This window comes from Mycobacterium sp. 236(2023) (assembly GCF_029623955.1).
Taxonomy (GTDB): domain Bacteria; phylum Actinomycetota; class Actinomycetes; order Mycobacteriales; family Mycobacteriaceae; genus Mycobacterium.
This window is the reverse complement of record NZ_JARSBP010000003.1, coordinates 189,244-213,148: the sequence shown is the minus strand read 5'-3', so window position 1 is coordinate 213,148 and position 23,905 is coordinate 189,244. Positions and strand designations below refer to the sequence as shown.

Annotated in this window: 23 protein-coding genes; 10 read left to right on the top strand and 13 right to left on the bottom strand. The window is 67.3% G+C overall.

The features are described from left to right. Positions 1-108 precede the first annotated feature (108 nt). Together P9A17_RS12130 and xylB are read left to right on the top strand one after the other, a co-directional pair. Entirely contained in the window at positions 109-1,257 is a 1,149-nt protein-coding gene (locus P9A17_RS12130) for an ROK family transcriptional regulator (RefSeq protein WP_278038891.1), read from the top strand. After that, complete coding sequence (gene xylB / locus P9A17_RS12125; RefSeq protein ID WP_278038890.1) at positions 1,254-2,648, top strand: xylulokinase; 1,395 nt, start codon at positions 1,254-1,256, stop codon at positions 2,646-2,648. Before P9A17_RS12130 ends, xylB begins: the two co-directional genes overlap by 4 nt. Here the strand turns inward: xylB and P9A17_RS12120 are convergent, their stop codons facing one another. From P9A17_RS12120 to P9A17_RS12110, 3 genes are read right to left on the bottom strand one after another with little or no spacing between them, the layout of a single operon-like run. After that, a complete protein-coding gene (locus P9A17_RS12120) occupies positions 2,649-4,577 on the bottom strand; it encodes an acetoacetate--CoA ligase (protein WP_278038889.1) in 1,929 nt (642 codons plus the stop codon). Next, positions 4,562-5,299 carry a 3-hydroxybutyrate dehydrogenase gene (locus P9A17_RS12115; RefSeq protein WP_278038888.1) on the bottom strand — a complete coding sequence of 246 codons (738 nt, stop codon included), beginning with the start codon at positions 5,297-5,299 and terminating at the stop codon, positions 4,562-4,564. Before P9A17_RS12115 ends, P9A17_RS12120 begins: the two co-directional genes overlap by 16 nt. Further along, a complete protein-coding gene (locus P9A17_RS12110; protein WP_278038887.1) occupies positions 5,296-6,675 on the bottom strand; it encodes an MFS transporter in 1,380 nt (459 codons plus the stop codon). The genes P9A17_RS12115 and P9A17_RS12110 overlap by 4 nt, the downstream gene beginning before the upstream one ends. Positions 6,676-6,754: 79 nt before the next feature. On the opposite strand from P9A17_RS12110, the gene P9A17_RS12105 reads away from it, so the two are divergent. Genes P9A17_RS12105 through P9A17_RS12095 form a run of 3 tightly spaced genes read left to right on the top strand, consistent with a single transcriptional unit; the run spans position 6,755 to position 8,979 of the window. Then, positions 6,755-7,705 (top strand): LysR family transcriptional regulator, encoded by a 951-nt coding sequence (locus tag P9A17_RS12105; RefSeq protein WP_278039827.1) that lies wholly within the window; start codon positions 6,755-6,757, stop codon positions 7,703-7,705. A 9-nt stretch (positions 7,706-7,714) separates the two neighbouring features. Continuing rightward, positions 7,715-8,479, top strand: coding sequence for an alpha/beta fold hydrolase (locus P9A17_RS12100; protein ID WP_278038886.1), 765 nt, complete (start codon positions 7,715-7,717; stop codon positions 8,477-8,479). A 35-nt stretch (positions 8,480-8,514) separates the two neighbouring features. Continuing rightward, the gene (locus tag P9A17_RS12095) at positions 8,515-8,979 is read left to right on the top strand and encodes a hypothetical protein (protein WP_278038885.1); all 465 of its coding nucleotides are present in this window, start codon (positions 8,515-8,517) and stop codon (positions 8,977-8,979) included. Here the strand turns inward: P9A17_RS12095 and hsaB are convergent. From hsaB to hsaA, 4 genes are read right to left on the bottom strand one after another with little or no spacing between them, the layout of a single operon-like run. Beyond that, complete coding sequence (gene hsaB, locus P9A17_RS12090) at positions 8,976-9,542, bottom strand: 3-hydroxy-9,10-secoandrosta-1,3,5(10)-triene-9,17-dione monooxygenase reductase subunit (protein ID WP_278038884.1); 567 nt, start codon at positions 9,540-9,542, stop codon at positions 8,976-8,978. The genes P9A17_RS12095 and hsaB overlap by 4 nt on opposite strands. Before the next feature lie 2 nt (positions 9,543-9,544). After that, on the bottom strand, positions 9,545-10,444 hold the full coding sequence (gene hsaC / locus P9A17_RS12085; RefSeq protein WP_278038883.1) for an iron-dependent extradiol dioxygenase HsaC: 900 nt from the start codon (positions 10,442-10,444) through the stop codon (positions 9,545-9,547). Between the two features lie 12 nt (positions 10,445-10,456). After that, the gene (hsaD, locus tag P9A17_RS12080; RefSeq protein WP_278038882.1) at positions 10,457-11,341 is read right to left on the bottom strand and encodes a 4,5:9,10-diseco-3-hydroxy-5,9,17-trioxoandrosta-1(10),2-diene-4-oate hydrolase; all 885 of its coding nucleotides are present in this window, start codon (positions 11,339-11,341) and stop codon (positions 10,457-10,459) included. Then, entirely contained in the window at positions 11,341-12,525 is a 1,185-nt protein-coding gene (gene hsaA, locus P9A17_RS12075; RefSeq protein ID WP_278038881.1) for a 3-hydroxy-9,10-secoandrosta-1,3,5(10)-triene-9,17-dione monooxygenase oxygenase subunit, read from the bottom strand. The genes hsaD and hsaA overlap by 1 nt, the downstream gene beginning before the upstream one ends. Before the next feature lie 178 nt (positions 12,526-12,703). Between hsaA and P9A17_RS12070 the strand changes: the two genes are divergently transcribed. After that, entirely contained in the window at positions 12,704-13,774 is a 1,071-nt protein-coding gene (locus P9A17_RS12070; RefSeq protein WP_278038880.1) for a ferredoxin--NADP reductase, read from the top strand. A 22-nt stretch (positions 13,775-13,796) separates the two neighbouring features. Then, the gene (locus tag P9A17_RS12065) at positions 13,797-14,378 is read left to right on the top strand and encodes a hypothetical protein (protein WP_278038879.1); all 582 of its coding nucleotides are present in this window, start codon (positions 13,797-13,799) and stop codon (positions 14,376-14,378) included. Between the two features lie 15 nt (positions 14,379-14,393). Here the strand turns inward: P9A17_RS12065 and P9A17_RS12060 are convergent, their stop codons facing one another. Further along, on the bottom strand, positions 14,394-15,491 hold the full coding sequence (locus tag P9A17_RS12060) for a GGDEF domain-containing protein (protein ID WP_278038878.1): 1,098 nt from the start codon (positions 15,489-15,491) through the stop codon (positions 14,394-14,396). Positions 15,492-15,600: 109 nt separating this feature from the next. After that, on the bottom strand, positions 15,601-17,751 hold the full coding sequence (locus P9A17_RS12055; RefSeq protein WP_278038877.1) for an acyl-CoA dehydrogenase: 2,151 nt from the start codon (positions 17,749-17,751) through the stop codon (positions 15,601-15,603). 304 nt (positions 17,752-18,055) lie between these two features. Here P9A17_RS12055 and kstR point away from each other — a divergent pair, with 304 nt between their 5' ends. From kstR to P9A17_RS12040, 3 genes are read left to right on the top strand one after another with little or no spacing between them, the layout of a single operon-like run. Beyond that, positions 18,056-18,664, top strand: coding sequence for a cholesterol catabolism transcriptional regulator KstR (gene kstR / locus P9A17_RS12050; RefSeq protein WP_278039826.1), 609 nt, complete (start codon positions 18,056-18,058; stop codon positions 18,662-18,664). A 3-nt stretch (positions 18,665-18,667) separates the two neighbouring features. Beyond that, positions 18,668-19,426, top strand: coding sequence for a trehalose-phosphatase (gene otsB, locus P9A17_RS12045; protein WP_278038876.1), 759 nt, complete (start codon positions 18,668-18,670; stop codon positions 19,424-19,426). Between the two features lie 48 nt (positions 19,427-19,474). Further along, a complete protein-coding gene (locus P9A17_RS12040) occupies positions 19,475-20,089 on the top strand; it encodes a class I SAM-dependent methyltransferase (RefSeq protein ID WP_278038875.1) in 615 nt (204 codons plus the stop codon). Here the strand turns inward: P9A17_RS12040 and P9A17_RS12035 are convergent. The 4 genes from P9A17_RS12035 to P9A17_RS12020 are packed head-to-tail and all read right to left on the bottom strand — an operon-like array spanning position 20,086 to position 23,870. Continuing rightward, positions 20,086-21,186, bottom strand: a complete 1,101-nt coding sequence (locus P9A17_RS12035; protein WP_278038874.1) for a LacI family DNA-binding transcriptional regulator — start codon at positions 21,184-21,186, stop codon at positions 20,086-20,088. The genes P9A17_RS12040 and P9A17_RS12035 overlap by 4 nt on opposite strands. Before the next feature lie 38 nt (positions 21,187-21,224). After that, a complete protein-coding gene (locus tag P9A17_RS12030; protein ID WP_278038873.1) occupies positions 21,225-22,097 on the bottom strand; it encodes a metal ABC transporter permease in 873 nt (290 codons plus the stop codon). Then, positions 22,094-22,891 (bottom strand): ABC transporter ATP-binding protein, encoded by a 798-nt coding sequence (locus P9A17_RS12025; protein WP_278038872.1) that lies wholly within the window; start codon positions 22,889-22,891, stop codon positions 22,094-22,096. Before P9A17_RS12025 ends, P9A17_RS12030 begins: the two co-directional genes overlap by 4 nt. Further along, on the bottom strand, positions 22,878-23,870 hold the full coding sequence (locus P9A17_RS12020) for a zinc ABC transporter substrate-binding protein (protein ID WP_278038871.1): 993 nt from the start codon (positions 23,868-23,870) through the stop codon (positions 22,878-22,880). Before P9A17_RS12020 ends, P9A17_RS12025 begins: the two co-directional genes overlap by 14 nt. Positions 23,871-23,905: the final 35 nt, after the last annotated feature.

The window sequence follows — 23,905 nt, the reverse complement described above, 5'->3', positions numbered from 1 at the left end:
TGCTTTTGTTCTTCGTGCGAACATAAGATGTGGCCTACGACACTGTCAAGGCCGAAGCGAGGGGCGAAGAGTCGGGTGAATCAGCCAGATAGGCCGAGCACTGGACGTGTGGGCACGAGCACCGACGACGTCCGGCGGCGCAACCTGTCGAGCGTGCTGACGCTGGTACACCGCCGCCGTGCGCTCAGCCGCGCCGAACTCACCCGCCACACGGGGCTGTCACGGTCCACCACCAAAGACCTCGTCGAGGAACTCGTCGCCCGTGGCCTCGTCGAGGAATCACCAGCCTCCTCGGTATCCCAGGTCGGACGCCCCAGCCCCATCGTGCGGCCCAGCAACCGCGTCCTCGCCATCGCGGTCACCCCCGAAGTCGACGCCGTGACCGTAGGCGTGGTTTCGCTCGGCGGCGCGGTGCTCGACGTCGTGCGGCGCCCGACCGAGCGGGTGCCGACGGCGGCCGACACCGTCGCCATCGCCGCCGAGGTCATCCACGACATCCGCGACGCCCTCACCGGAGGGCAGGTCGTGACCGCCATCGGCGTCGCGGTGCCCGGCCTGGTACACGGCCCCGAATCCGTCGTCCAACTCGCGCCCAACCTCGACTGGCACGACGCCGAAATCGGCCAGATGCTCAGTAGTGCAACGGATTTGACCGTGTATGCAGCCAACGACGCCAATGTCGGCGCGAACGCCGAGCACCTGTTCGGCAAGCACCAGGACGCCGATCATCTGATCTACGTCAACGGTGGTCCCAGCGGCATCGGCGCGGGCTTCGTCGTCGCGGGCGAACTGCTCGAAGGGGTGGCTGGGTACGCGGGCGAGCTCGGCCACACCTACGTCGGCGGCGGCGAGCAGTGCCACTGCGGAAGCATCGGCTGCCTGGAAACCGAAGTGACGCAGGCGCCTTTGGCACGGCTACTGACCGAAATGGACGGCGGCGCGGGGGCCGATCCTTTCGCCCACACGCATGCCGAACGCGACGTCCTCGCCAGGCAGGGCAAGTATCTGGCGATAGCGCTGGGAAATGCGATCAACATGCTGAACCCACGCTTGATCGTGCTCGGCGGATTCCTGCGCGTCTTCCCGGCTTTCGCCGGTGCCGTACTCCACGAAGAGTTGACGCTGCGCAGCATGGGCGCACCGCGCGACCTGGTCCGCGTCGTTGCCGCCACCCTCGGGGCGGACACGTTGGTCATCGGGGCGGCCGAGCTGGCCTTCGCCCCCGTTCTCGCCGATCCAGGAAGGTACGGACTATGACACTCGTCGCGGGAATCGACTCGTCGACCCAGTCGTGCAAGATTGTCGTCTGCGATGCCGACACCGGCGAGACGGTCCGCACGGCATCCTCGCCGCACCCCCGAGGCACCGAGGTCGACCCGCGGTTCTGGTGGGAAGCGCTGCAGCGCAGCATCACTGAGTCAGGTGGGTTGGACGATGTCGCTGCCGTCTCGGTCGGAGGCCAGCAGCACGGCATGGTGTGCCTGGGTGCCGACGGCCAGGTGATCCGAAACGTGCTGCTGTGGAACGACACCCGCTCGAGTGAGGCCGCCACGCAGCTGGTCGACGAACTCGGCGGCCCGGCCGAATGGGCCCGCCGCACCGGCGTCGTCCCCGTCGCGTCGATCACCGCAGCCAAACTGCGCTGGCTCGCCGACCACGAGCCCGACCACGCCGACGCCACCGCCGCGGTATGCCTGCCCCACGACTGGTTGACGTGGCGCCTCCGGGGATCCGCCGATATCGCCGACCTGCGTACCGACCGCAGCGATGCCAGCGGCACCGGCTATTTCTCAGCCGAATCCGACAGCTACCACACGGATCTGCTCGAACTCGCCTTCCGAGGTCGTCGGCCCGCGTTGCCCCGGGTGCTCGGGCCGCACGAGTCGGCGGGCACGACTGCGGGCGGAATCATTCTCGGGCCAGGCGCCGGCGACAACGCCGCAGCCGCGCTCGGGCTGTCTGCGGGAGCGGGCGACTGCGTGGTGTCACTGGGGACGTCTGGAGTGGTGAGCGCAGTCGGCGACGCCGCCGCCCATGACCCGGAAGGTATCGTCGCCGGCTTCGCCGACGCCACGGGACGGCAGCTTCCCCTGGTATGCACGCTCAACGGAGCGCCGGTGCTCGCCGCGGTCGCCGCCATGCTGCAGGTCGACTTCGCAGAGTTCGACAGGCTTGCACTGTCGGCGGCAGCCGGCGCCGACGGTCTGGTGCTCATCCCCTATTTCGAGGGAGAGCGCTCGCCGAATCTGCCGCAGGCCGCCGGCGCACTTCACGGGGTGACGACCCGAAACCTCAACGCCGCCAACATTGCCAGAGCAGCGGTCGAAGGCCTGCTCAGCTCGATGGCGTACTGCGTCGACAAGATCAGCCAGCAGGGCGTCGACGCCGATCGGATGATCCTCGTCGGCGGTGGCGCCCGCTCGGAAGCTGTCCGCCGCATCGCTCCCGCCGTCTTCGGCACCGCGGTCGACGTACCCGCGCCCGCCGAGTATGTCGCGCTGGGTGCCGCCCGCCAGGCGGCATGGGTGCTCTCCGGCCAGAGCGCGCCGCCGACCTGGACCTCCGAGACAGCTGCCCGCTACGAAGCAGACGCGGTACCGCACATACTCGAGCAGTACCACGCGGCACGAGAACTCACGCTGAGGTGATCACCTCCGCTGTTGCGCCGCATACCAGTCCAGCAGCGCGGGATCGTCGACGGCGCTGCGCTCGACGACTTTCGCCGGGTCGCCGCCCTGGAACAACTTCTTGATCGGCACCTCGAGTTTCTTGCCCGTGCGCGTGTGTGGAATGCCGGGGGCGGCGATGATCTCGTCGGGCACGTGCCGCGGTGACACGTCGACGCGAATCACCTGATTGATCTTCTCGCGCACCTCCTCGGTGAGGTCGACGCCATCGGCCGGGACGACGAACAGTGGCATCCAGTACCCGCCGTCGGGCCGTTCGGCACCGATCACCAGCGCCTCGGCTACCTCGGGCAGGCTCTCGACGGCCTGGTAGATGTCGGCGCTGCCCATCCTGATCCCGTGCCGGTTGAGGGTGGAATCCGACCGGCCGTGCACGACGACGCTGCCGTGATCGGTGATGGTTATCCAGTCGCCGTGGCGCCACACACCGGGGTATGTCTCGAAATACGCGGCGCGGTAACGGCTTCCGTCGGGATCGTTCCAGAAGGCGACGGGCATGGACGGCATCGGCTTGGTGATGACCAGTTCGCCGACCTCGCCGCGTACCGGTTTGCCGTCCTCGTCCCAGGCGTCCAGCGCACAGCCGAGGAACGGCGCCGACAGCTCGCCCGGCCACACCGGCACGGTGCGCACGCCACCGATGAACGCCGACACCACGTCGGTGCCACCGCTGATCGAGGCCACCTGAACGCCCAGCTGGTCGGCGAGCCATTGCGACGACGACGACGGCAGCGACGAGCCGGTGATCCCGACCGACCGTAAAGCCGAAAGATCGTACGCTGCAGCGGGTTCCGCCTCCGCCTTCATACACCCGAGCACGTAACCGGGGCTGGTGCCGAGAACTGTCGCGCGAACCCGGGCCGCAATGTCCCACAGAGCATCCGGCTGCCCGGCCGAGGGACTGCCGTCGTAGCAGACGATGGTCGACCCGACGAGTAGCCCGGCCACCTGGAAGTTCCACATCATCCAGCTCGGGCTGGTGAACCAGAAGAATGTGTCGTCCCGGCCGATGTCGGACTGCAGCGCAACGGCTTTGAGATGCTCGAGGACGACGCCGCCGTGGCCGTGGATAATGCCCTTCGGCAAGCCGGTGGTGCCCGACGAGAACAGAATCCACAACGGGTGGTCGAACGGCACCGCGACCGGCTCCAAGCCGGCTCCGGAACGGTCGGCGAGGTCGTCGAGCGTGAAGGACGCCGTGAGCGTCGGAAGGCCGTCGCGCAGCGCGGCGACGTCTTCCCGCTTATCGCGGTACTTTCCACCGAACGTGTAGCCGTGCGCGGCAACAAGGACCTTCGGCTCCAACTGACCGAGGCGGTCGAGTGCGGCCTTGGCCGAATAGTCCTGCCCGCATGCACTCCACACCGCCCCGATGCTCGCGGCCGCAAGGAATGCGATGACCGCCTCGGGGATGTTCGGAAGGTACCCGACCACCCGGTCACCCGGCTCGACACCGGCGGACCGCAGTTTGTCGGCGAACGCCGCCGACCGCTCAAGCAGTTCAGCCCACGAGATTTCGCGATCGGGCACGCCTTCGCTGACGTGCAGGATGGCCGGCCGGTCGGTGCGCGCGTTGCGCCGTACCTGGTCGACGTAGTTCAGCGTGGTTCCCGGAAACCACTGCGCACCAGGCATTTCGGTGGTCGCGAGAACGTCTTCGCCGCGCTCACCGAGGTCGAAGTAGTCCCACAGCGCTGCCCAGAAGGCTTCGGTGTCGTCGACCGACCACTGCCACAGGACGCGGTAATCGGGGAACGTCGCGTCGGTGCGTCGTTCGGCGAAGCGCGCGAAGTCGGTGACGATCGCTCCGGTGATGTCGTGTTCGGTCGGGACCCACTGCGGCTTGATGGGCAGCCCGCTGCCGGGGCCTTCCTTCACCGCGCGCTCCATCCACCATCCATCGTGTACGAGGCGCCGGTCACCATGCCCGCGACAGGCGACGCCAGCCAGGTGACCAACGACCCGACCTCCTCCGGTTCGACGAGGCGCTTCACGGCGCTCTCCTTGAGCAACACGTCGGTCAGCACCTGGTCTTCTCCGATGTTGTGCGTCCTGGCCTGATCGGCGATCTGCTTGGTCACCAGCGGGGTACGGACGTAGCCTGGGTTGATGCAGTTGCTGGTCACGCCATGCGGACCGCCCTCCAGCGCGGTCACCTTCGAAAGCCCTTCCAGCGCATGCTTGGCCGTGACATAGGCGACCTTGTACGGCGACGCCCGCAGCCCGTGCACCGACGAGATGTTGATCACGCGGCCGAACTCGTTGCGGTACATGTGCGGCAACGCGGCGCGGATCAGCAGGAAGGGCGCTTCGACCATCAGCGCCATCATCGACCGGAACTTCTCGGGCGCGAACTCGGTGATCTCGCTGATGCTCTGAATGCCGGCGTTGTTGACCAGGATGTCGGTCTCCAGCGTCAGCGTCTCCAGCGCCTCGACGTCGAAAAGATCCAGCGTCCAGGCGGTTCCGCCGATCTCCTGCGCCAGTGCCTTCGCTCCGACGTCGTCGATGTCGGCGACGGTGACCGCGACACCCTCGGCTGCCAGGGCCCGTGCGCACGCCGCGCCGATGCCGCTCGCGCCGCCCGTCACCAGCGCGGTGCGCCCGCTCACACGCCTGCCTTGCGCTCGGAGCGTGCCACGTCCTCGGCATCGGCGATGTCGAGCGACTTCAGGTCGATGCCGTTGGTCTCGCGCGCCACCACGACCGAGACGAGCGTGATCGCGCAGGCGATCGCCAGGTAGATCGCGATCGGCACCGGCGAGTCGTAGATGTCGAGCAGCTTGACCGCGATGAGCGGTGCGAGCGAACCCGCGACGATCGACGTCACCTGATAGCCAAGGGACACACCGGAATACCGCATCCGGGTCGGGAACATCTCGGCCATGATTGCCGGCTGCGGCGCGTACATGAACGCGTGGATCACGAGCCCGAGGGTGACGGCCGCCGTGATGATGATGTAGTTGTTGCTGTTCATCATCGGGAAGGCGAAGAACCCCCAGGTGGCACCGAGAACCGCGCCGACCATGTAGACGGGACGCCTGCCGAAGCGGTCCGAAAGGTGACCGACCAGCGGCACGACCGCGAAGTGGACGAGGTGCGCGACGAGCAGGTAGCGCAGTATCGAATTGGTGTCCGTACCGACCTGCACCTTGAGGTAGGTGATCGTGAACGTGACGACGAGGTAGTACATGATGTTCTCGCCGAACCGCAGCCCCATCGCGGTGAACACGCCACGCGGATAACGCTTGAGGACCTCGACCACGCTGTAGGACGACTCCTTGATGCGTTCGGCTTCCTGTTGCGCCGCAACGAAGATCGGGGCATCGGTGACCTTGGTGCGGATGTAGTAGCCGATCAGCACCACCACGGCTGACAGCCAGAACGCGACGCGCCAACCCCAGGACAGGAACGCGTCGTCCGACAGGGTCCCCGTCAGGATCAGCAGCACGACGGTGGCGAGCAGATTGCCCATCGGCACGCCGGCCTGCGGCCAGCTGGCCCAGAACCCGCGCTGCTTGTCGGGGCTGTGCTCGGCGACGAGCAGTACGGCGCCACCCCATTCGCCGCCGACGGCGAAGCCCTGGATGAACCGCAGGGCGACCAACAAGCCGGGCGCCCAGTAGCCGATCTGCCCGAAGGTGGGCAGGCAGCCCATCAGGAAGGTGGCGACGCCGACCAGCAGCAGACTGAACTGCAGCAGCTTCTTGCGGCCGTACTTGTCGCCGAAGTGCCCGAACACCACCCCGCCGACCGGGCGCGCGATGAAGCCGACCGCGTAGGTGGCGAATGCCAGGAAGATCGCGTTGAGCTCGCTGGTGGTCTCCGAGAAGAAGATTTTGTTGAAGACCAGCGTGGCGGCCGTGCCGTAGAGGAAGAACTCATACCACTCGACGACGGTGCCGGCCATCGACGCGGCGACGACGCGCTTCAGACTCTTCGAGATCGAACCCGGCCCGTCGGGCCGGGCATCGTGTTGCGTGCTCATCGCAGCATCCCTCCGTGAAGACCCCTGTGATGCCCACCACAGTTGTGAATGAGTATTCATGCAGCTACCCAGCGCAGCAATGCCCAAAACCGCACCGGGCATCTGCAAAAATGCAGACATGACGTCACCGGGGCGCCGCCCCAGCGCCGATGACCTCCTGGTCCTGCTGTCCGTCGGCCGGACCGGCAAGTACACGACCGCAGCCGACGAACTCGGCCTCAACCACACGACGATCAGCCGGCGGATCGCCGCTCTGGAGGCCGCGGTGGGCGGCCGGGTGCTCGCCCGCGTCGCAGGCGGCTGGGAACTCACCGACCTCGGCCGCGACGCCCTCGCCGCCGCCGAGGCGGTGGAGACCGCGGTCCGGTCACTGGCCACCGACACCGCCGGGCAGCGCGCGCTGGAGGGCGTCGTGCGGATCTCGGCAACGGACGGGTTCTCCGCCTACATCGCCGCGCCCGCCGCTGCCGCGGTGCAGCGCCGACACCCCAAGGTCGCCGTCGAGATCGTCGCGGCAACGCGCCGCGCGACGCAGCAGAGATCCGGCCTCGACATCGAGGTCGTCGTCGGAGAACCGAAAGTCCATCGCGCCAAGGCACTGCGCCTCGGCGACTACTGCCTGGGCCTGTACGGTTCCCGGGACTATCTGGCCGACCACGGCTCCCCCGCGAATATCGCTGACCTGCACAGGTTTCCGTTGATCTACTTCATCGACTCGATGCTGCAGGTCGACGACCTGGATCTCGCACCAAGCTTCGCCCCCGCGATGCGCGAGTCCGTGACGTCGACGAACGTCTTCGTCCACGTCGAGGCAACGCGGGCGTCGGCAGGTATCGGGCTACTCCCGTGTTTCATGGCCGACCGTCACGCCGACCTCGTTCGCGTGCTGCCCGACGAGGTCTCGATCCGGCTCACCTATTGGCTGGTCACCCGCGCCGAGACGCTGCGTCGCGCCGAGGTGGCCGCGGTCGTCGACGCCATCAGGGATCGGGTGCGCGACCAGCACGACGTGCTGCTCGGTAAGGGTTAGCGTTGCGCCATGCCCTTCCTCGAACACGAACGCGGACGCGCCTACTACCGTCATTGGGCCGCAGAGGATCCGACCGCGGCGGTGATCTTCCTGCACGGTTTCGGCGAGCACACCGGCGTGTATCACCGGTACGGCTTCACGCTCAACTCCGCGGGGATCGACCTGTGGGCGGTCGACCAGTTCGGCCACGGCCTGAGCCCCGGCGACGGTGGTGACTTCGGCTCCATCGAGGACAGCGTGGCGCTCGCCGATCAGCTCGCCGAACTCGCCGCAGAGCGCGGGGTTCCGCTGATCGCGCAGGGTCATTCGTTCGGTGCGATCGCCACGCTGTTCCGACTCCTCGACAATCCCGATCCGTTCCGCGCCGGCGTCGTCTCGGGGTCGCCGCTCGTCCCCATCCCCGAGATGCTCGACGCCGACACGTCGTTCGACATCGACCCGGAGTCGCTGTCGGCGGACCCGTTCTATCTCGACGCCATGGTGAACGATCCGTTGGCCTTCGTCGAGGCAGACGGCGCGGCGCTGGCCCGCGAACTCGACCGCGGCTGGGACCGCTTCGGAAAGGATCTGCCGTCGCTGTCCGTGCCGACGTTGGCCGTGCATGGAGCGTTGGACCAGATCGGGCCGATCGGCGCGGTCCGCGCCTACGCCGAACAGATCGACGCACTGTCCCTGGTCGAGTTCCCCGCCGCCAGGCACGACATTCTCAACGAAGTGGAGCACCGACAGGTCGCCGCGGCGATCATCGACTTCATCGCAGCTCAGCTGGCCTGAGAGCAAGTTATCCACAGGAGTTGTGCACAGTGGGGATGAATAACACCGATGTGATTCAGATCGAGCCCGACGACGCGCTGCTGGCGTGCACGACGCTGGATGTCGTCGACCACGTCGACGCCCACCTGCTGCGCACCGAGGTAATCCAGAGGCCGGAGCAATGGGCCCGCGAGATTCTCACGAACGTGACCGCTATGCGGCAGCTGAGTCTTCGCGCCGGATGGACGTTGCTCGGTATCAAACTGCGGCATGCCGATCGCACCGCGATCGCCGGATGGTCCGTCACCCACAACGACGCCGAATACCTGCGGCTGCACGCCGACTCCTTGACCGGGCTGACCGGCGAACTGGTGACCAGGTCGACCGACGACGGCGTTGTGTTCGCGACATTCGTCCGGCTCGACGGACGGGTCGCGCAATTCCTGTGGGACAGGGCGGTGTCGGCGCACATGCTCATCGTCCCGGCGCTGCTTGCCGACGCGGGCGAACGCGCCGGTTAGAGCCAGGTGTCGTCGGTCGTCGCGGTGAGGAATGCCTCGAGATCGTTACGCCAGTCGGCGGGGGTGTTCTTGTCGGGCTCGATGCCCGTGTACTGCCCGTGGTAGAAGAGCAGCGGCCGCGGCTTCTTCTTCGGGACGTCGGACAGTGAATGAACCGCACCGAACACCACGAAGTGATCCCCGCCGTCGTGCACCGAGGCAACCGAGCAGTCGATGTGGGCCAGTGAACCGTCGATGACCGGCGAGCCCAGTTTCGATGGCGTCCAGTCGATTCCGGCGAACTTGTCGGGCTCACGCGAGCCGAAGCGGGCCGAGACATGCTGCTGGTTCTCGTGCAGGATGTTGACGCAGAAGTTGCCACTGGCCTCGATGGCCGCCCACGACCGCGACACCTTGGTCGGGCAGAACAGCACCAGCGGTGGTTCCAGAGACAGCGCCGCGAACGACTGGCAGGCGAAACCGACGGGGGCGCCTTCATGCACCGTCGTGATCACAGTGATGCCGGTGCAGAACTGGCCAAGCACATTCCGAAATGTGCGCGGATCGATCGGAGGATTGGCCACCGCTACTTGAAGCCCACGCTGAAGTCGTGGCCCCACAACGAGACCGCAGTACTCTCCCGCGCCACCCAGTCGTCGTCATCAACTTCGAGTCCCTCACAACCGAACTCGATGTCGAAGCCGCCGGGCGTCTTCATGTAGAACGACAGCATCTTGTCGTTGACGTGCCGGCCCAGCGTGGCCGACATCTTCACCTTGCGGCGCAACGCACGGTCCAGGCACAGGCCGACATCGTCGGCCTCACCGACCTCGACCATGAGATGGACGATGCCGCTGGGGGTTTCGCCGGGCATGAACGCAAGGCTGTGGTGGCGGGGGTTCACGCCCAGGAAGCGCAACCACGCGGGCGCACCGTCGGCGGGTCTGCCGACGAGCTGCGGGGGCAGCTTCATCGAGTCGCGCAGGAAGAAGCCCAGGACGTCGCGGTAGAAGTGCAGCGTCTCGGCGTCGTCGCGGGTGGTGAGCACGACGTGTCCGAGACCCTGCTCCTCGGTGACGAACTTGTGGCCGTAGGGGCTGACAACGCGGCGGTGCTCCAGGGCGACACCGTGGAACACCTCGAGAGTGTTGCCCGACGGGTCGTCGAAGATGATCATCTCGTCCACGCGGCGATCGGCCTTCTCGGCGGCTGTCGCCTCCTTGTAGGGCGTGCCCTCGACGTCGAGACGGGACCGGATGTCCTGCAGCTGCGCGGCATTCGCGGTTTCCCAACCCGACTCCAGCAGCCGGTCGTGATCGCCGGGCACGATGATCAGCCGCGCGGGGAACTCGTCCATCCGCAGATAGAGCGCCCCCTCGGTAGGGCCTGAACCCTCGACCATCCCGAGGACCTTCAGTCCATACTCGCGCCACGCACCGATGTCGGTGGTCTCGATGCGCAGGTATCCGAGCGACTTGATCGTCACGAGTATCCCCCTCTACGTCTTGAGGAAATCGGTGGTGAGCTTGTTGAACTCGTCGAACTTCTCCAACTGGGCCCAGTGACCACACTGCCCGAAGACGTGCAACTGCACCCGCGGAATCTGCTTGAGTGCCACGAGCGCGCCGTCGAGCGGGTTGACCCGGTCCTCGCGACCCCAGATCAGCAGTACCCGCTGACGGAGCTTGTAGACGTCGCGCCACATCATGCCGAGCTCGAAGTCCGCGCCGGCGAACGACTTCCCCATCGCCTTGGTCGCCGCCAGCGACTCAGGCGTGCTGGCGATCTGGAAACGCTCTTCGACGAGCTCCGGGGTGATCATGTTCTGGTCGAAGACCATGATGCGCAGGAATTTCTCGATGTTCTCGCGCGTCGGATCGTTCGCGAACCGGCCGAGCAGCTTGACGCCCTCGGTCGGGTCCGGTGCGAAGAGGTTCACGCTGAGGCCACCGGGACCCATCAGCACGAGCTTGCCCGCCCGTTTCCCGTTGTCCAAAGCGAACCGCACCGCGGTGCCGCCACCGAGCGAATTGCCCACCAGGTCAGCACTTTCGATGCCGAGATGGTCGAACAGGTTCAGCAGAGCCGTCGCGCTGTAGCGGTTGTACTGCTCGTGCTCGGTGTGCTTGTCGGAATGCCCGTAGCCGGGCTGGTCGACGGCGAGCACGTGGAACTGCTCCGCCAGCACCGGGATGTTCTTGCCGAAGTTCGACCAGCTCGACGCGCCCGGCCCGCCGCCGTGCAGCAGCACCACGGTGCGCGCGGCCGGGTCACCCGCCTCGTGATAGTGCAGGCGCATGTCGTCCCGGACCTGCGCGTAGCGCGAGGTCGACTCGAACGTAATCTCTTGCTGCTGGGCAGCTTCGGCGGCGAAAGACGTCACTAGACCATCGTGTCCTGGGGCGGGAGACCGAAGGCGTCGTTGCCGAAGATCAGGTAGGCGCGCTCGGGCTCGTTGGCCGCGTGCACGCGGCCCGCGTGAGCGTCACGCCAGAACCGTTGCACGGGCTGCTCGAGCTGCAGCGCCGTCGCGCCGGAAGCCTCGAAGAGCAGGTCGATCGACGCGATGGCGCGTGCGGTGGCACGCACCTGATCGCGCCGGGCGGCAGCGCGCAGCGAGAACGGGATCTCCTCGCCGGCCTGCAGCAGCCGATACTCCTCGCCGACGTTGCCGATCAGCTGACGCCAGCCGGCGTCGATGTCACTGGCGGCCTCGGCGATCCGGATCTTGGCGAAGGGATCTTCCTTCGACTTCTCACCGGCAAACGCCGCGCGCACGCGCTTGCCCTGATGTTCGACGTGAGCGTCGTAGGCGCCGTAAGCCATGCCCATGATGGGCGCGCTGATCGTCGTGGGATGCATGGTTCCCCAGGGCATCTTGTAGACGGGCGCGGTGTTGTTCTCGTAGCCGCCCGCGGTGCCGTCGTTCATCGCCTTGTACGACAGGAAGCGGTGCCGCGGCACGAAGACGTCCTTGACGACGACGGTGTTGCTGCCGGTTGCCTTGAGGCCCACCACATTCCAGACATCATCGATGCGGTAATCGGTGCGCGGGATCAGGAAGCTGCCGAAGTCGACGGGCTTGCCGTCTTTGATGACCGGACCGCCCAGGAATGCCCATGTCGCATGGTCGCAACCCGAGGACCACTGCCAGGCGCCGCTGACCAGGTAGCCGCCGTCGACGACCGTGCCCGCGCCCATCGGCGCGTAGGACGACGACACCCGGACCGTCGGGTCGGCACCCCACACGTCTTCCTGGGCCTGCTGATCGAACAGCGCAAGGTGCCAGTTGTGCACGCCGATGATCGACGACACCCAACCGGTGGATCCGCACGCGCTGGCGATGCGACGGACAGCCTCGTAGAAGAGCGTCGGATCGCACTGCAGACCACCCCACTGCTCGGGCTGGAGCAGTTTGAAGAAGCCGACCTCATCGAGTTCGGCGACGGTCTCGTCGGGCAGTCGCCGCAATTCCTCGGCGGCGGCGGCGCGCTTGGCGATCCGCGGCAGAAGATCGTCGATACCGGAGAGAACCGACTGCGCGTCGCGCTGTTCAATGGACGTCACTGGTTTGCCTCCAAAGGCGTGCGAAGTAACCTACAAGAGATTAGAACACGTTACGATTTGTGTCGAGTAGCGGTGCCCTGTGGCAGCTGGACCTGCGGACATTCATTTCTGTAACCTGTTCTAGTTATGACCGACGTAAGTGTGGAGAGAGGGCCCCTCCTGTGACGGACTCAGTCTTGTGACAGACGTTGCCGCCGACGAGCCGCTGGGCGCCCATGTGCTCGAACTCGAGATCGCCGACGTCATCGATGAGACGGCGGACGCGCGGTCGCTCGTGTTCAAGTCTCCCGCCGATGCACCCGTGGCGCCGGAGAAATTGCGCTATGCGCCGGGCCAGTTCCTGACGCTGCGCGTCCCCAGCGATCGCACGGGTTCGGTCGCACGGTGCTACTCACTGTGCAGTTCGCCGTTCACCGGCGATCCGCTGACGGTGACGATCAAGCGCACCGCCGACGGCTACGCGTCGAACTGGCTGTGCGACAACGCGCACGCCGGGATGAAGATGCACGTGCTCGCGCCGTCGGGCACCTTCGTCCCGAAGAACCTCGACACCGACTTCCTGCTGCTCGCCGCGGGCAGCGGCATCACCCCGATGCTGGCGATCCTCAAGTCGGCGCTGTCGGAGGGCAAGGGCAAGGTGACGCTGGTCTACGCCAACCGCGACGAGAAGTCCGTCATCTTCGCCGAGGCCCTGCGCGATCTCGCCGCCAAGCACCCCGACCGGCTCGCCGCGATCCACTGGCTCGAGTCCGTGCAAGGTCTGCCGAACGTGACGGCGCTGGCGGAACTGTTCGCCCCCTACACCTCGCGTGAGGCGTTCATCTGCGGTCCCGGCCCGTTCATGGCCGCCACCGAGGAAGCGTTGAAGACCGTGGGGACGGCAGCCGAGAAGATCCACATCGAGGTCTTCAAGTCGCTGGAATCAGACCCGTTCGCCGCGGTGAGCGTCGAAGAAGACGACAGCGACGAGGGCCCGGCCACCGCGACCGTCACGCTCGACGGCTCCACCCACGAGGTGACGTGGCCCCGCAAGGCCAAGCTTCTCGACGTCCTTCTCGACAAGGGCCTCGATGCCCCGTTCTCCTGCCGCGAAGGCCACTGCGGCGCGTGCGCAGTGATGAAGAAGTCCGGCGACATCGAGATGGAGATCAACGACGTGCTCGAGCAGCAGGATCTCGACGAGGGGCTGATCCTGGCCTGCCAGGCGCACCCGAAGTCCGATTCCGTCGAAGTCACCTTCGACGAGTAGCGAGGGGATTACCTTCATCACGATGAACCGGCTAGCAGCAGGCACCGCACTGGCAGCGGCACTGGCGGCGGCGCTTGTGAGCGCACCGGGCGCGGGTGCCGCGTCCAACACGGGCGTCTCGTCGATCCCCGTGGACCCCGCCACCCAGATCCAGATGCACATCACCGCCAATTGCGTGGCAGCCGAGGGTAAGTGCTACTTCAACACCTCGGCCAACCTGCTGACACCCAACGGCCCCACCGGTTTTCCGGGTGACACCTGGGCTCGGCAGACGGTGACACTGCGCAGCTCGAACCGCGACGTCTACCAGGAAGCCTGGTATAGCGCACCCGCGGGCATGCCCCGGGAACTCAAGGGCGCCAACCACGACAACGTGCTGTCGAAGCTCTACAAGGGGCTGCGTGACGTCGAGATCTCGGTGACGACGTTCGGTGGCGGGCCGATCCAGCGCTTCACGACCGACGGCGATTCCCGGCCGCTCGACTGGTCCACAGGACAGCCGAACACGGTGGCCGATTTCATCGCCTGCTCTCAGATCCAGGTGGTCTACAGCGGGGTGAATCTGACCACACCGACCGCCTGCGCGCAGACGACGTTCAGCTAGCAGACCGGACGGACCTCACACCGCGCGGTTGCCGGGCGCGTCGAGCGATCCGTGCCAGGCGTCGGTGTGGTGACACTGGTTGCCTCCGTTGCGTTTTGCGCGGTACATCGCCATGTCGGCCATCGAGATGAGGTGGGTCACGGCGCCGTCGCGATCGCGCGCCGGCACCGAAGCCAGCGGCACACACGCCGTTCCCAGGCTGGCCGTCACCGGGATATCCAGGTCTGCGATGGCGTCGCAGACCTGGTGGAAGCCCGCAACTGCAGTCGCGGAGGGAATCAGATCGGCGATGAGGAATTCTTCGCCACCGCTGCGCGAGATCACCGCAGTCCGGGAGGAGCTCTGGCGCAGCGCCTCTGCGACCGCAACGAGGGCCTGGTCCCCGGCGGCGTGCCCGTACGTGTCGTTGATGCCCTTGAACTTGTCGAGGTCGAGCAGGGCCACGACGAGGTAGTCCTGTGGATCGCGGCGCTGCGCGACCAGGTTGAGCGTCTGCCTGCGAAACGCTCGCCTGTTCAGCAGTCCGGTGAGTGGGTCGAGGCTGGCGTCGAGCACATCACCTTTGAACGTCCGCACGAGGCTGCGGATCGCCAGCGCTATCGCGACGTTGGCCTGCACCACCAGGAAGAGATCGACGACGGCGAGCGCGGCATGCCCTTGCGCTCCGAGTCTGATCGCTTGCCATGTCGCCACCGCCACGAACACGACTGAGACAGCGATCAAGAGACGGGCCGAGTGGAAGAACGCGACGTAGGCCGAGATCGTGGTGAAAGCGATGCACCCGAGCAAAGCCGCCAACGGGTTGGGGTAGGCCAGACAGGCCAAGGTGATCGAGCCCGCGGTCAACGCCGCGAAAACGGTCGACTGCGCGTGGGAGGGCCATCGCCACAGCCATATCGCGGCGCCCGCGAATCCGCCGGCTGCCGCGACCACCATCATCGCGTGCCCCGGCGGGCTTTGCGGACCGTCGGGACCACTGAGCAGGACGAGGACCGCTCCCGCCATCAAGAGGGACGTTGCTGCGACGAACAGCCGCACCTTGGTGGCGATGTCGCGCGACTCCAACGATTCTCGAAACCAGGTGTAGTGATCAGCCTGTGTCCGATCCCGCATCCTTCACCAACTCCGCACCAACTTCGCCACACCAGCGCCGCGCTTTGCTAGACGGCTTCGGCCCTACGATACCCGCCGAGCTTCGCGGTTATGACGAAGTGTTTGCCCGCTAGCGCGGCAGGCCGAGCAGGCGCTCACCGGCCATCGTCAGCAGGATCTGCTCGGTGCCACCCGCGATCGTCAGGCACCGCGTGTTGAGGAAGTCGTGCACCAGATTGTCGGCCACGACCCCGGCACCCTCGGACAAGTCCATCCGGAACTCCGCGAGCGCCTGCCGGTACCGCACACCGATCAGCTTGCGTGCACTCGCCTGCGGTCCGGGATCCTGACCCTCGACCGCGAGCTGCGCGATCCGCTGATCCAGAAGTGAGCCGACCTGCGCGGTGACGATCAGCTGACCGAGCTGATCTTGTTGTGCGCCATCGATTTCGGCGACGCCGCCCTTCTCGGTGACGACACGCAGCAGCTCCTCCATGGGATTGCCCAACGCGGTGCCCTGCGCCATCGCGACACGCTCGTTGGCCAGCGTCGTACGCGCCAGCCGCCATCCGTCGTTGACCTGACCGACCACCATGTCGTCCGGCACGAAGACGTCGTCGAAGAACACTTCGTTGAACAACTCGTCGCCGGTGATCTCGCGCAGCGGCCGGATCACGATGCCCGGGCTCTTCATGTCGATCAGGAAGTACGTGATGCCCTTATGTTTGGCCGCCTCGCCGTCGGTGCGCGCCAGGCACACACCCCAGTGCGCCTTCTGCGCCGACGATGTCCAGACCTTCTGGCCGGTGAGCTTCCAGCCGCCGTCCGCGCGGACGGCCTTCATCCGCAGCGCCGCCAGATCCGAGCCGGCACCCGGCTCGGAGAACAGCTGGCACCACTGCAGCTCCCCGCGCAGAGTCGTCGGCACGAACTGCTCGACCTGCTCGGCACTGCCGTGCTCGAGGATGGTCGGGACCGCCCACCACCCGATGACGAGATCGGGACGAACGACGCCCGCCGCCGCGAGTTCCTGATCGATGAGCAGCTGTTCTGCGGGCCCGGCTTCACGCCCGTGCGGCTTGGGCCAGTGCGGTGCAAGCAGTCCCGTCTCGGCGAAGGCGACCTGACGGTCGGCTTCGGGTGCTGCGGCGATCTCGGCCACCGCGGCGGCGATCTCGGGGCGCAGGTCCGCCACCGAGTCCAGGTCGATGTGCAGGTCCCTGCGCACGCCCTGCTGCGTCAGCGCCGCGACGCGACGCAGCCACCGCGAGCGCCCGCCGAGGAACTGCCCGATGCCGTACGCGCGGCGCAGGTAGAGGTGCGCATCGTGTTCCCAGGTGATGCCGATGCCGCCGAGCACCTGGATGCAGTCCTTCGCGTTGGCCTTGGCGGCCTCGATACCCACCGATGCGGCCAGCGCTGCTGCGATCGACAACTGTGAGGCGTCGCCGTCGGCTTCGGAGGCCGCCCGCGCGGCATCAGCCGCCGCGACCGACGCCTGCTCTGAACGCAGCAGCATCTCGGCGCACATGTGCTTGATGGCCTGGAAGCTGCCGATCGGCTTGCCGAATTGTTCGCGGACCTTCGCGTAGTCGGTGGCCGTGTTCAGCAGCCAGCGCGCCAGCCCGGCCGCCTCGGCGGCCAGGAGGGTGGCGGCGAGGTCGACGACGCGCTGCGCGGGCACCGCCAGCTCCTCGCCCGGGGCGTCGGCGAAGACGACGCGCGCCAGCGGCCGGGAGAAATCGGTGGCGGCCAGCGGCTCGACCGTCACGCCGTCGGCGGCGGCGTCCACCAGCAGCCATGCATCACCGGCGGGGATCAGCAGGACCGACGTCGCGTCGGCGCCGAGCACGTACACGGCGTTACCGCTGACCCGGCCGCCGTCGACGGTCACGTCGGCGTTGAGCGTGACGCCCGCGGTCCGCTGGCCCGTCGCCAGCGACTCGAGCAGTTCGGCGTGTGAATCCGCTAACACCAGGGTGGCCAGGGCCGTCGTCGCGACCGGGCCGGGAACCAGCGCGGCGGCCGCCTCGTCGACCATCGCGGCCAGGTCGGAAACCGTGCCGTCGGCCCCGCCGTGCTCCTCCGGAAGGGCCACACCGAAGATCCCTAGTTCGGCGAGGCTGCCGTAGGGGGCCCGCCACGCGTCCGCGTCTCCTTGCTCGACATCGCGCGCCAACTCCGCGGCAGCGGACGCTGCGGCCCAGGTCCGGACCAGTTCGCGGGCGGCGTACTGTTCGTCAGTGTCTACAGCCGAGGCGTTGGAAAGGCCAGCGGGCACCGGTGCTCCTAGCGTTTGGGCGAGAAGACCGTGCTTCCCACTAGAACGTGTTCTAATAGTGCCAGCGTTCGACCGTCAAGTCGACCGCCATTACAGCAGGACACGTCGGTGTCTCCACGACACGGAGGTGAGAGAAACGTGACTGGCATGCGTATCGTTTTGTCGAAGATCGCATCACGAAGGAGCCACTCGCCGCATGTCTGGGACGCCGGAATTGTCTGAGATGTCCGCGGGGAAGTCGCCGACCTCAGCGCGTGCCACCGGCAACGCGGGGTCTGATTCCCGCCCCCGCCAGGTCATGAACGTGGCGGTGCTCGCCGAATCCGAACTCGGTTCCGAAGCCCAGCGTGAGCGCCGCAAGCGCATCCTCGACGCCACCCTGGCGATCGCGTCGAAGGGCGGCTACGAGGCCGTGCAGATGCGGGCCGTCGCCGAACGTGCCGACGTCGCCGTCGGCACGCTGTATCGGTACTTCCCCTCCAAAGTGCACCTGTTGGTCTCGGCGCTGGGCCGCGAGTTCGAGCGCATCGACGCCAAGACCGACCGCGCGGCGCTCGCCGCCGGTGTGACCGCCTACCAGCGGCTCAACATCATGGTCGGCAAGCTGAACAGGGCGATGCAGCGCAACCCGCTGCTCACGGAGGCCATGACCCGAGCGTTCGTGTTTGCCGACGCATCCGCGGCAGGCGAGGTCGACCACGTCGGCAAGCTGATGGACTCGATGTTCGCCAGGGCCATGAGCGACGGCGAACCGACCGAGGACCAGTACCACATCGCCCGCGTCATCTCGGATGTGTGGCTGTCGAATCTGCTGGCCTGGCTGACGCGTCGCGCCTCGGCGACCGACGTTGCCAAGCGTCTCGATCTGGCCGTGCGGCTGCTCATCGGGGACGGCGACCAACCTAAGATCTGACGCGTGACCCTGCCGCCTGAGTTGAAGAATGCACTGGACTCGGCGGCGGCGACGCCCCGGCTGCTCGTGACGTCGGACTTCGACGGCACGCTGGCCCCGATCGTCAACAACCCCGCCGACGCCCGGCCGCTGCCCGATGCGGCCGACGCGCTCGTTCACCTGGCCGGGCTGCCGTCGACATCGGCCGCGCTGATCTCCGGGCGCGCGCTGCAGACGTTGCGCGAGCTCTCGTCGATGCCCGCGTCGGTAAACCTGGTCGGCAGCCACGGCGCCGAATTCGAATCGGGGTTCGCCCACGAGATCGACCGCGACCTGTTGCAGACCATCAGCGACGGGCTCGAAGCGATCGCGGCCGACAAACCCGGCGTGACCGTCGAGACGAAGCCCGCCAGCGTCGCACTGCACGTGCGCAACGCCTCGGCTCCCGACGGCGACGCGGCACTGGCCGCCGCCTGGGACGCCGCCGCGCAGTGGGACTCCCACGTGACGACCGGCAAGTCGGTCCTGGAGTTCGCGGTCGTCACCACCGACAAGGGGGAAGCCGTCGACATTCTGCGCGCCGAACTGGACGCCACCGCTGTCCTGTTCTTCGGCGACGACGTCACCGATGAGAAGGCCTTCGCGCGGCTGCGCGACTCCGACGTCGGGGTCAAGGTCGGCCCGGGTGACACGGCGGCCCGGTACCGGGTCGACTCCCCCGACGATGTCGCAGCAGCGCTGCGCTATCTCAGCGATCGGCGCGAGGCGAACCGGCTTGCCTGATCGGCAATAGTATTTGCGGTTCCTGCTGCGGCGAACGACATTGGAAGCATGACTGATTCAGCCGCGCTGGGTGCCGAGTGGGACGAGCGCTACACAACTTTCGCCGATCGCATGCCGGACGACGCACCGAGCGCGGTGCTGATCGACGTCGCCGAAAAGCTCACTCCCGGCACTGCGCTCGACATCGGCTGCGGCATCGGCGCGAACGCCATATGGCTTGCCACACAAGGCTGGACGGTGACCGCGCTCGACGTCTCACAGGTCGCCCTCGACCGGGCCACGGCCCGGGCACAGCAGGCCGGTGCCGAGGTCCGATGGATGCTCGGCCGGCTCGAGGATCTCGCCGTTCCGCCAAGCGATTTCGTGGTCGCGCACTATCCCGCGCTGCGTCATTCACCGGGTCACGATGCCGACCGCGCACTGCTCGCCGCGGTCGCACCCGGAGGCACGTTGCTCGTCGTGCACCATGCCAACGTCGAGATCGAACGGGCGAAGGCACACGGCTTCGACCCGTCGGATTACCTCGCCCACGACGATGTCGCCGGCCTGTTCGGAACCGACTGGGACGTGACCATCGAACGGGAGCGCCCGCGCGACAATCCTGCGGGCATCGACGGCCAACACACCCACGACGACATCGTGGTCGCGCGCAGAAAGCGTTAAGCGGGCGGACCCGACGTCCGTCCGCGCACCACCTCGGTGTCGAGGATCTCGATGGCCGGCAGCCCCGATCGTGGGGGACTGTGCAGCAGTTCGCCTGCGCGGCGGCCCTTCTCGACACTGGGCTGCACGACTGTGGTCAGCCCGCGCTGCCGCGCCTCGGGGACCCCGTCGAACCCGGTCACCGTCATCTGCCCGGGCACGTAGATCCCCTTCGCGCGCAGATGGTCCATCGCCGAAAGGGCGAGCACGTCGGCGGTGCACATCAGCGCGGTGATCCGCGGATTGGCCTCCAGCGCCACATCGGCGCCGGCCCCGCCGGACGTCGGCAGATGCTCGTAGCTCTCGACGATGGTCAGCGACGCCGGATCCAGACCAGCGGCGGTCATCGCGTCGAGCACGCCACGGATCCGCTCGCTCTGCACGTGGAAGTGCGGCGTCTCGACCCGCCGCGGGTCGGCGACACCCGGGCCCGGCCCACCGCTCGGTGGGTCCCGATCCAGCCGCATCGTGAGCAGACCGATCTCGCGATGGCCGAGTTCGATGACGTGGTCGGCGAGGCTGCGCATCGCCGCCCGGTCATCGATGCCCACACACGACGCCCCGGCAACATCCTTGGGCTGGTCGACCACCACCACCGGCAGGTGGCGCTGCAGAACCACCGGCAGATACGGGTCGTCATCGGACGAGGAGTAGATGACGAAGCCGTCCACGCCGGCCGCCAGCACCGCCGCAGTCCCGTCGGCCACGCTGCGGCTGGGGCCGACCGCGACGAGCAGCAGGCCCTGGCCCACCTCTTCACACGACTCGGCAAGTCCCGCAACGAAATCGAGCGCAGCCGGGTCACTGAAGGAGTAGTTCAACGGTTCGGTGATCACGAGCCCCACGGCACCGGCCCTGCGGGTGCGCAACGACCGCGCAACGGGGTCGGGCCCCGGGTAGCCCAGCTGCTTGGCGGTGGACAGCACGCGCTCACGCAATTCAGCCGACAGCTGGTCCGGCCGGTTGTAGGCGTTGGACACCGTGGTGCGCGACACCTTGAGTTCAGCGGCGAGCGAGGCCAGGGTCGCACGGCGCCGCGGCGTCGGACTCCTGGACATGCTCCCCGAGGTTAGTGGATGTGGCGGCGCGTGACGCGTCACGCACCTGCGCGCGCCGCGGATCGCGGACTTGAGCGCGGCGCCCGGCGCCCCGCCCACACCAGCAGCCACACCGCACAGGCGATCGTGACGATCACGAAGCTCGGCGGCATGTTGAACATCGCCGACAGCGCCAGACCCGCCCACACCGACGCCAGGCCGATCACCGCAGACACCGCCATCGCCAGGATCGGGCGTGCCGTCAGCATCAGCGCCGTCGCGGCGGGCGTCACGACGAGGGCGAACAGCAGCAGCGTGCCCACGGCCTGGACGGCCATCGTCACCGTCAGGCCCAGCATGACCATGAACGCGATCGACAACCCTCGCACCGGAACACCCTTGGCCTCAGCCACTTTGCTGTTCACGGAGGTGAAAAGCAGGGGGCGGAACATGAACGCCACGGCCGCCGAGGTCAGCACGAGAAGCACGAAGAACAACAGCAGCTGCTGCGCGGTGATCGCGAGCAGGTTGCCGAACAGAACGTTCGTCAGCGTCGACGAATTGCGGGTGGCCAGCGAGTTGAAGAACAGCCCCAGCCCCGTCGCGAACGCGAGCACGGTTCCGGTGGCCACCTCCCGATCCGATGTCCGCTTTCCCAGTGCTCCGATGACCAGCGCACCGCCAACACAGAAGAGGCCGAGGCCGGCCACCGCGGGCAGGCCGAGCAGCACCGCACCCGTCGCACCGGGCAGGCCGATGTGGGCCAGCGCGTGTGCGGCGAAAGCGGAGTGCCGCACCACGATGAAGTAGCCCATCAGACCGGCGGACAACGCGACGATCGTGCCGCCCATCCATGCGTTGCGCATGAACGACGAACCGAGGATGTGCAGCCAGTTCTCCTGGTAGCCGAGCGCGACGACCGTGTGCGTCATCCCCCGCTCCGCATGTAGAGCTCCCCCTGCAGGGTGTGGGCGACCTGAATCTTGGTGCCGTACATGTGGGTGAGCAGTTGCGCGTCGACCACTTGGTCGAGCGCGGCGTGGTGCGCATGTCCGTCGAGGAGGTAGATGGCGCTGTCGAGCACGGCGAGCATCGGGTTGAGGTCGTGGAGCACGACAAGGATCGTGACGCCCAGCTCGCGCTTGAGGCGGGCGAGGACCGCGACGATCTCGTGCTGGTTGCGCAGGTCCAGCGAGGCCAGCGGCTCGTCGAGGATCAGCATCTTCGGGCGGGCCACCAGCGCGCTGGCCAGCGCGATCCGCTGGCGCTGTCCCCCGGACAGATCGGAGAGTCGCCGGTCGGCGATGTCGGTGGCGTCGACCCAGCCCAGCGCCTCCTCGACGCGCTCTCGATCGGCCGCGGTGGTGCGGCCGAAGCCCCAGCGCCGCCCGGTCAGGCCGAGCAGCACGGCGTCGCGCGCGCGGATCGCCTCATTGGCGTTGGCATCGTAATTCTGCGGTACGTAACCGATCTCGTCGTTGGCCGCGCCGGGACGGCGACCGTCGACCGTGACGTTGCCCGACGCGACGGGCAACAGCCCGAGAATCACCTGCAGCAGCGTCGTCTTGCCCGAACCGTTGGGGCCGATGACCGCGACGAAGCGGCCGGAGTCGACCCGGAAGCTCGACTCCGACCACACGGTTCTGCCGGCACGTTCGACGCTGACGTTGTCGAATTCCAGCGCGGCGTCGAATTCCAGCGCGGCCCCCGGCTCAGGTGGTGACATCGAAGGCCTTGGCAAGTGCATCGAGTTGTGCCACCTGCCAATCCTGGAACGACTTCACCTCCGGCGGCAACGTTTCGGTGACCTCGACAACCGGAACACCCGCCTGCTCGGCGGCGCCGCGAATCTGCTCGGGCACCGAACCCTCGGTCTGGGTGTTGTAGATCAGCACGTCGACGCCGCGGTCCGACAACAGCTTGAGGAACGCGTCGAGGTCGGCGGGACTCGGCTCGCTCTCGTTCGCGGCGGCGACCTGGTAGCCCTCCGGGGTGCGGTCGGCCAGCCCCAGCGCGGCGGCCATGTCGTCGAACACGCTCTCTGTCGCCGCGTACGACTTTCCTGCCGCGCCGTTCTTGATCGCGGTGATGGCGTCGTCGTAGGGCTTCATCGACGTCGCGAACTCGGCACGGCGCTCGGCGAAGTAGCCCGCGCCGTCGGCGGAGAGCTTGCTCAGTTCGGCGGTCACGGCGTCGCTGACGGCGTTGACGGCGGTCGGGTTGTACCAAACGTGCGGGTTGAGGCCCTCGTGATGGTGGTCGGCGTCACGGTCGTGACCGGCTTCGTCGTGACCGGCTTCGCCGTGTTCGCTCAGTTCGACGGCGTTGACGACAGGCGCGTCGGGCGCCGATGACGCGGCCAGCTTCGCCGCCCATTCGTCGTAGTGGCCGCCGTTGACGACGACGAGCTGCGCACCTTCGAAGGCGACGGCGTCTGAAGGGGCCGGCTCGTAGTCGTGCGGATCGACCGAGGAACTCGCGAGCACGGTCGTCACGTTGCCGCAGGCGCCGGCCAGCTGCGACACGATGTCGCCCCACTGATCGACGCTGACGACGATGTCGACAGGTGTCGTCGGGCAGTCACCCTGCGGCGCAGCGGCGCCGTCGGCGGCCGAATTGTCGGTGCTGCTGCAGGCGGCGAAGATGAGCGGGAGGGACGCGGCCAGGGCGGCCAGCGCGCGCACCCTTCGAGACGATCGGATCACGCCGCAACGATAACCGTTTTCATTACCAATCGCAC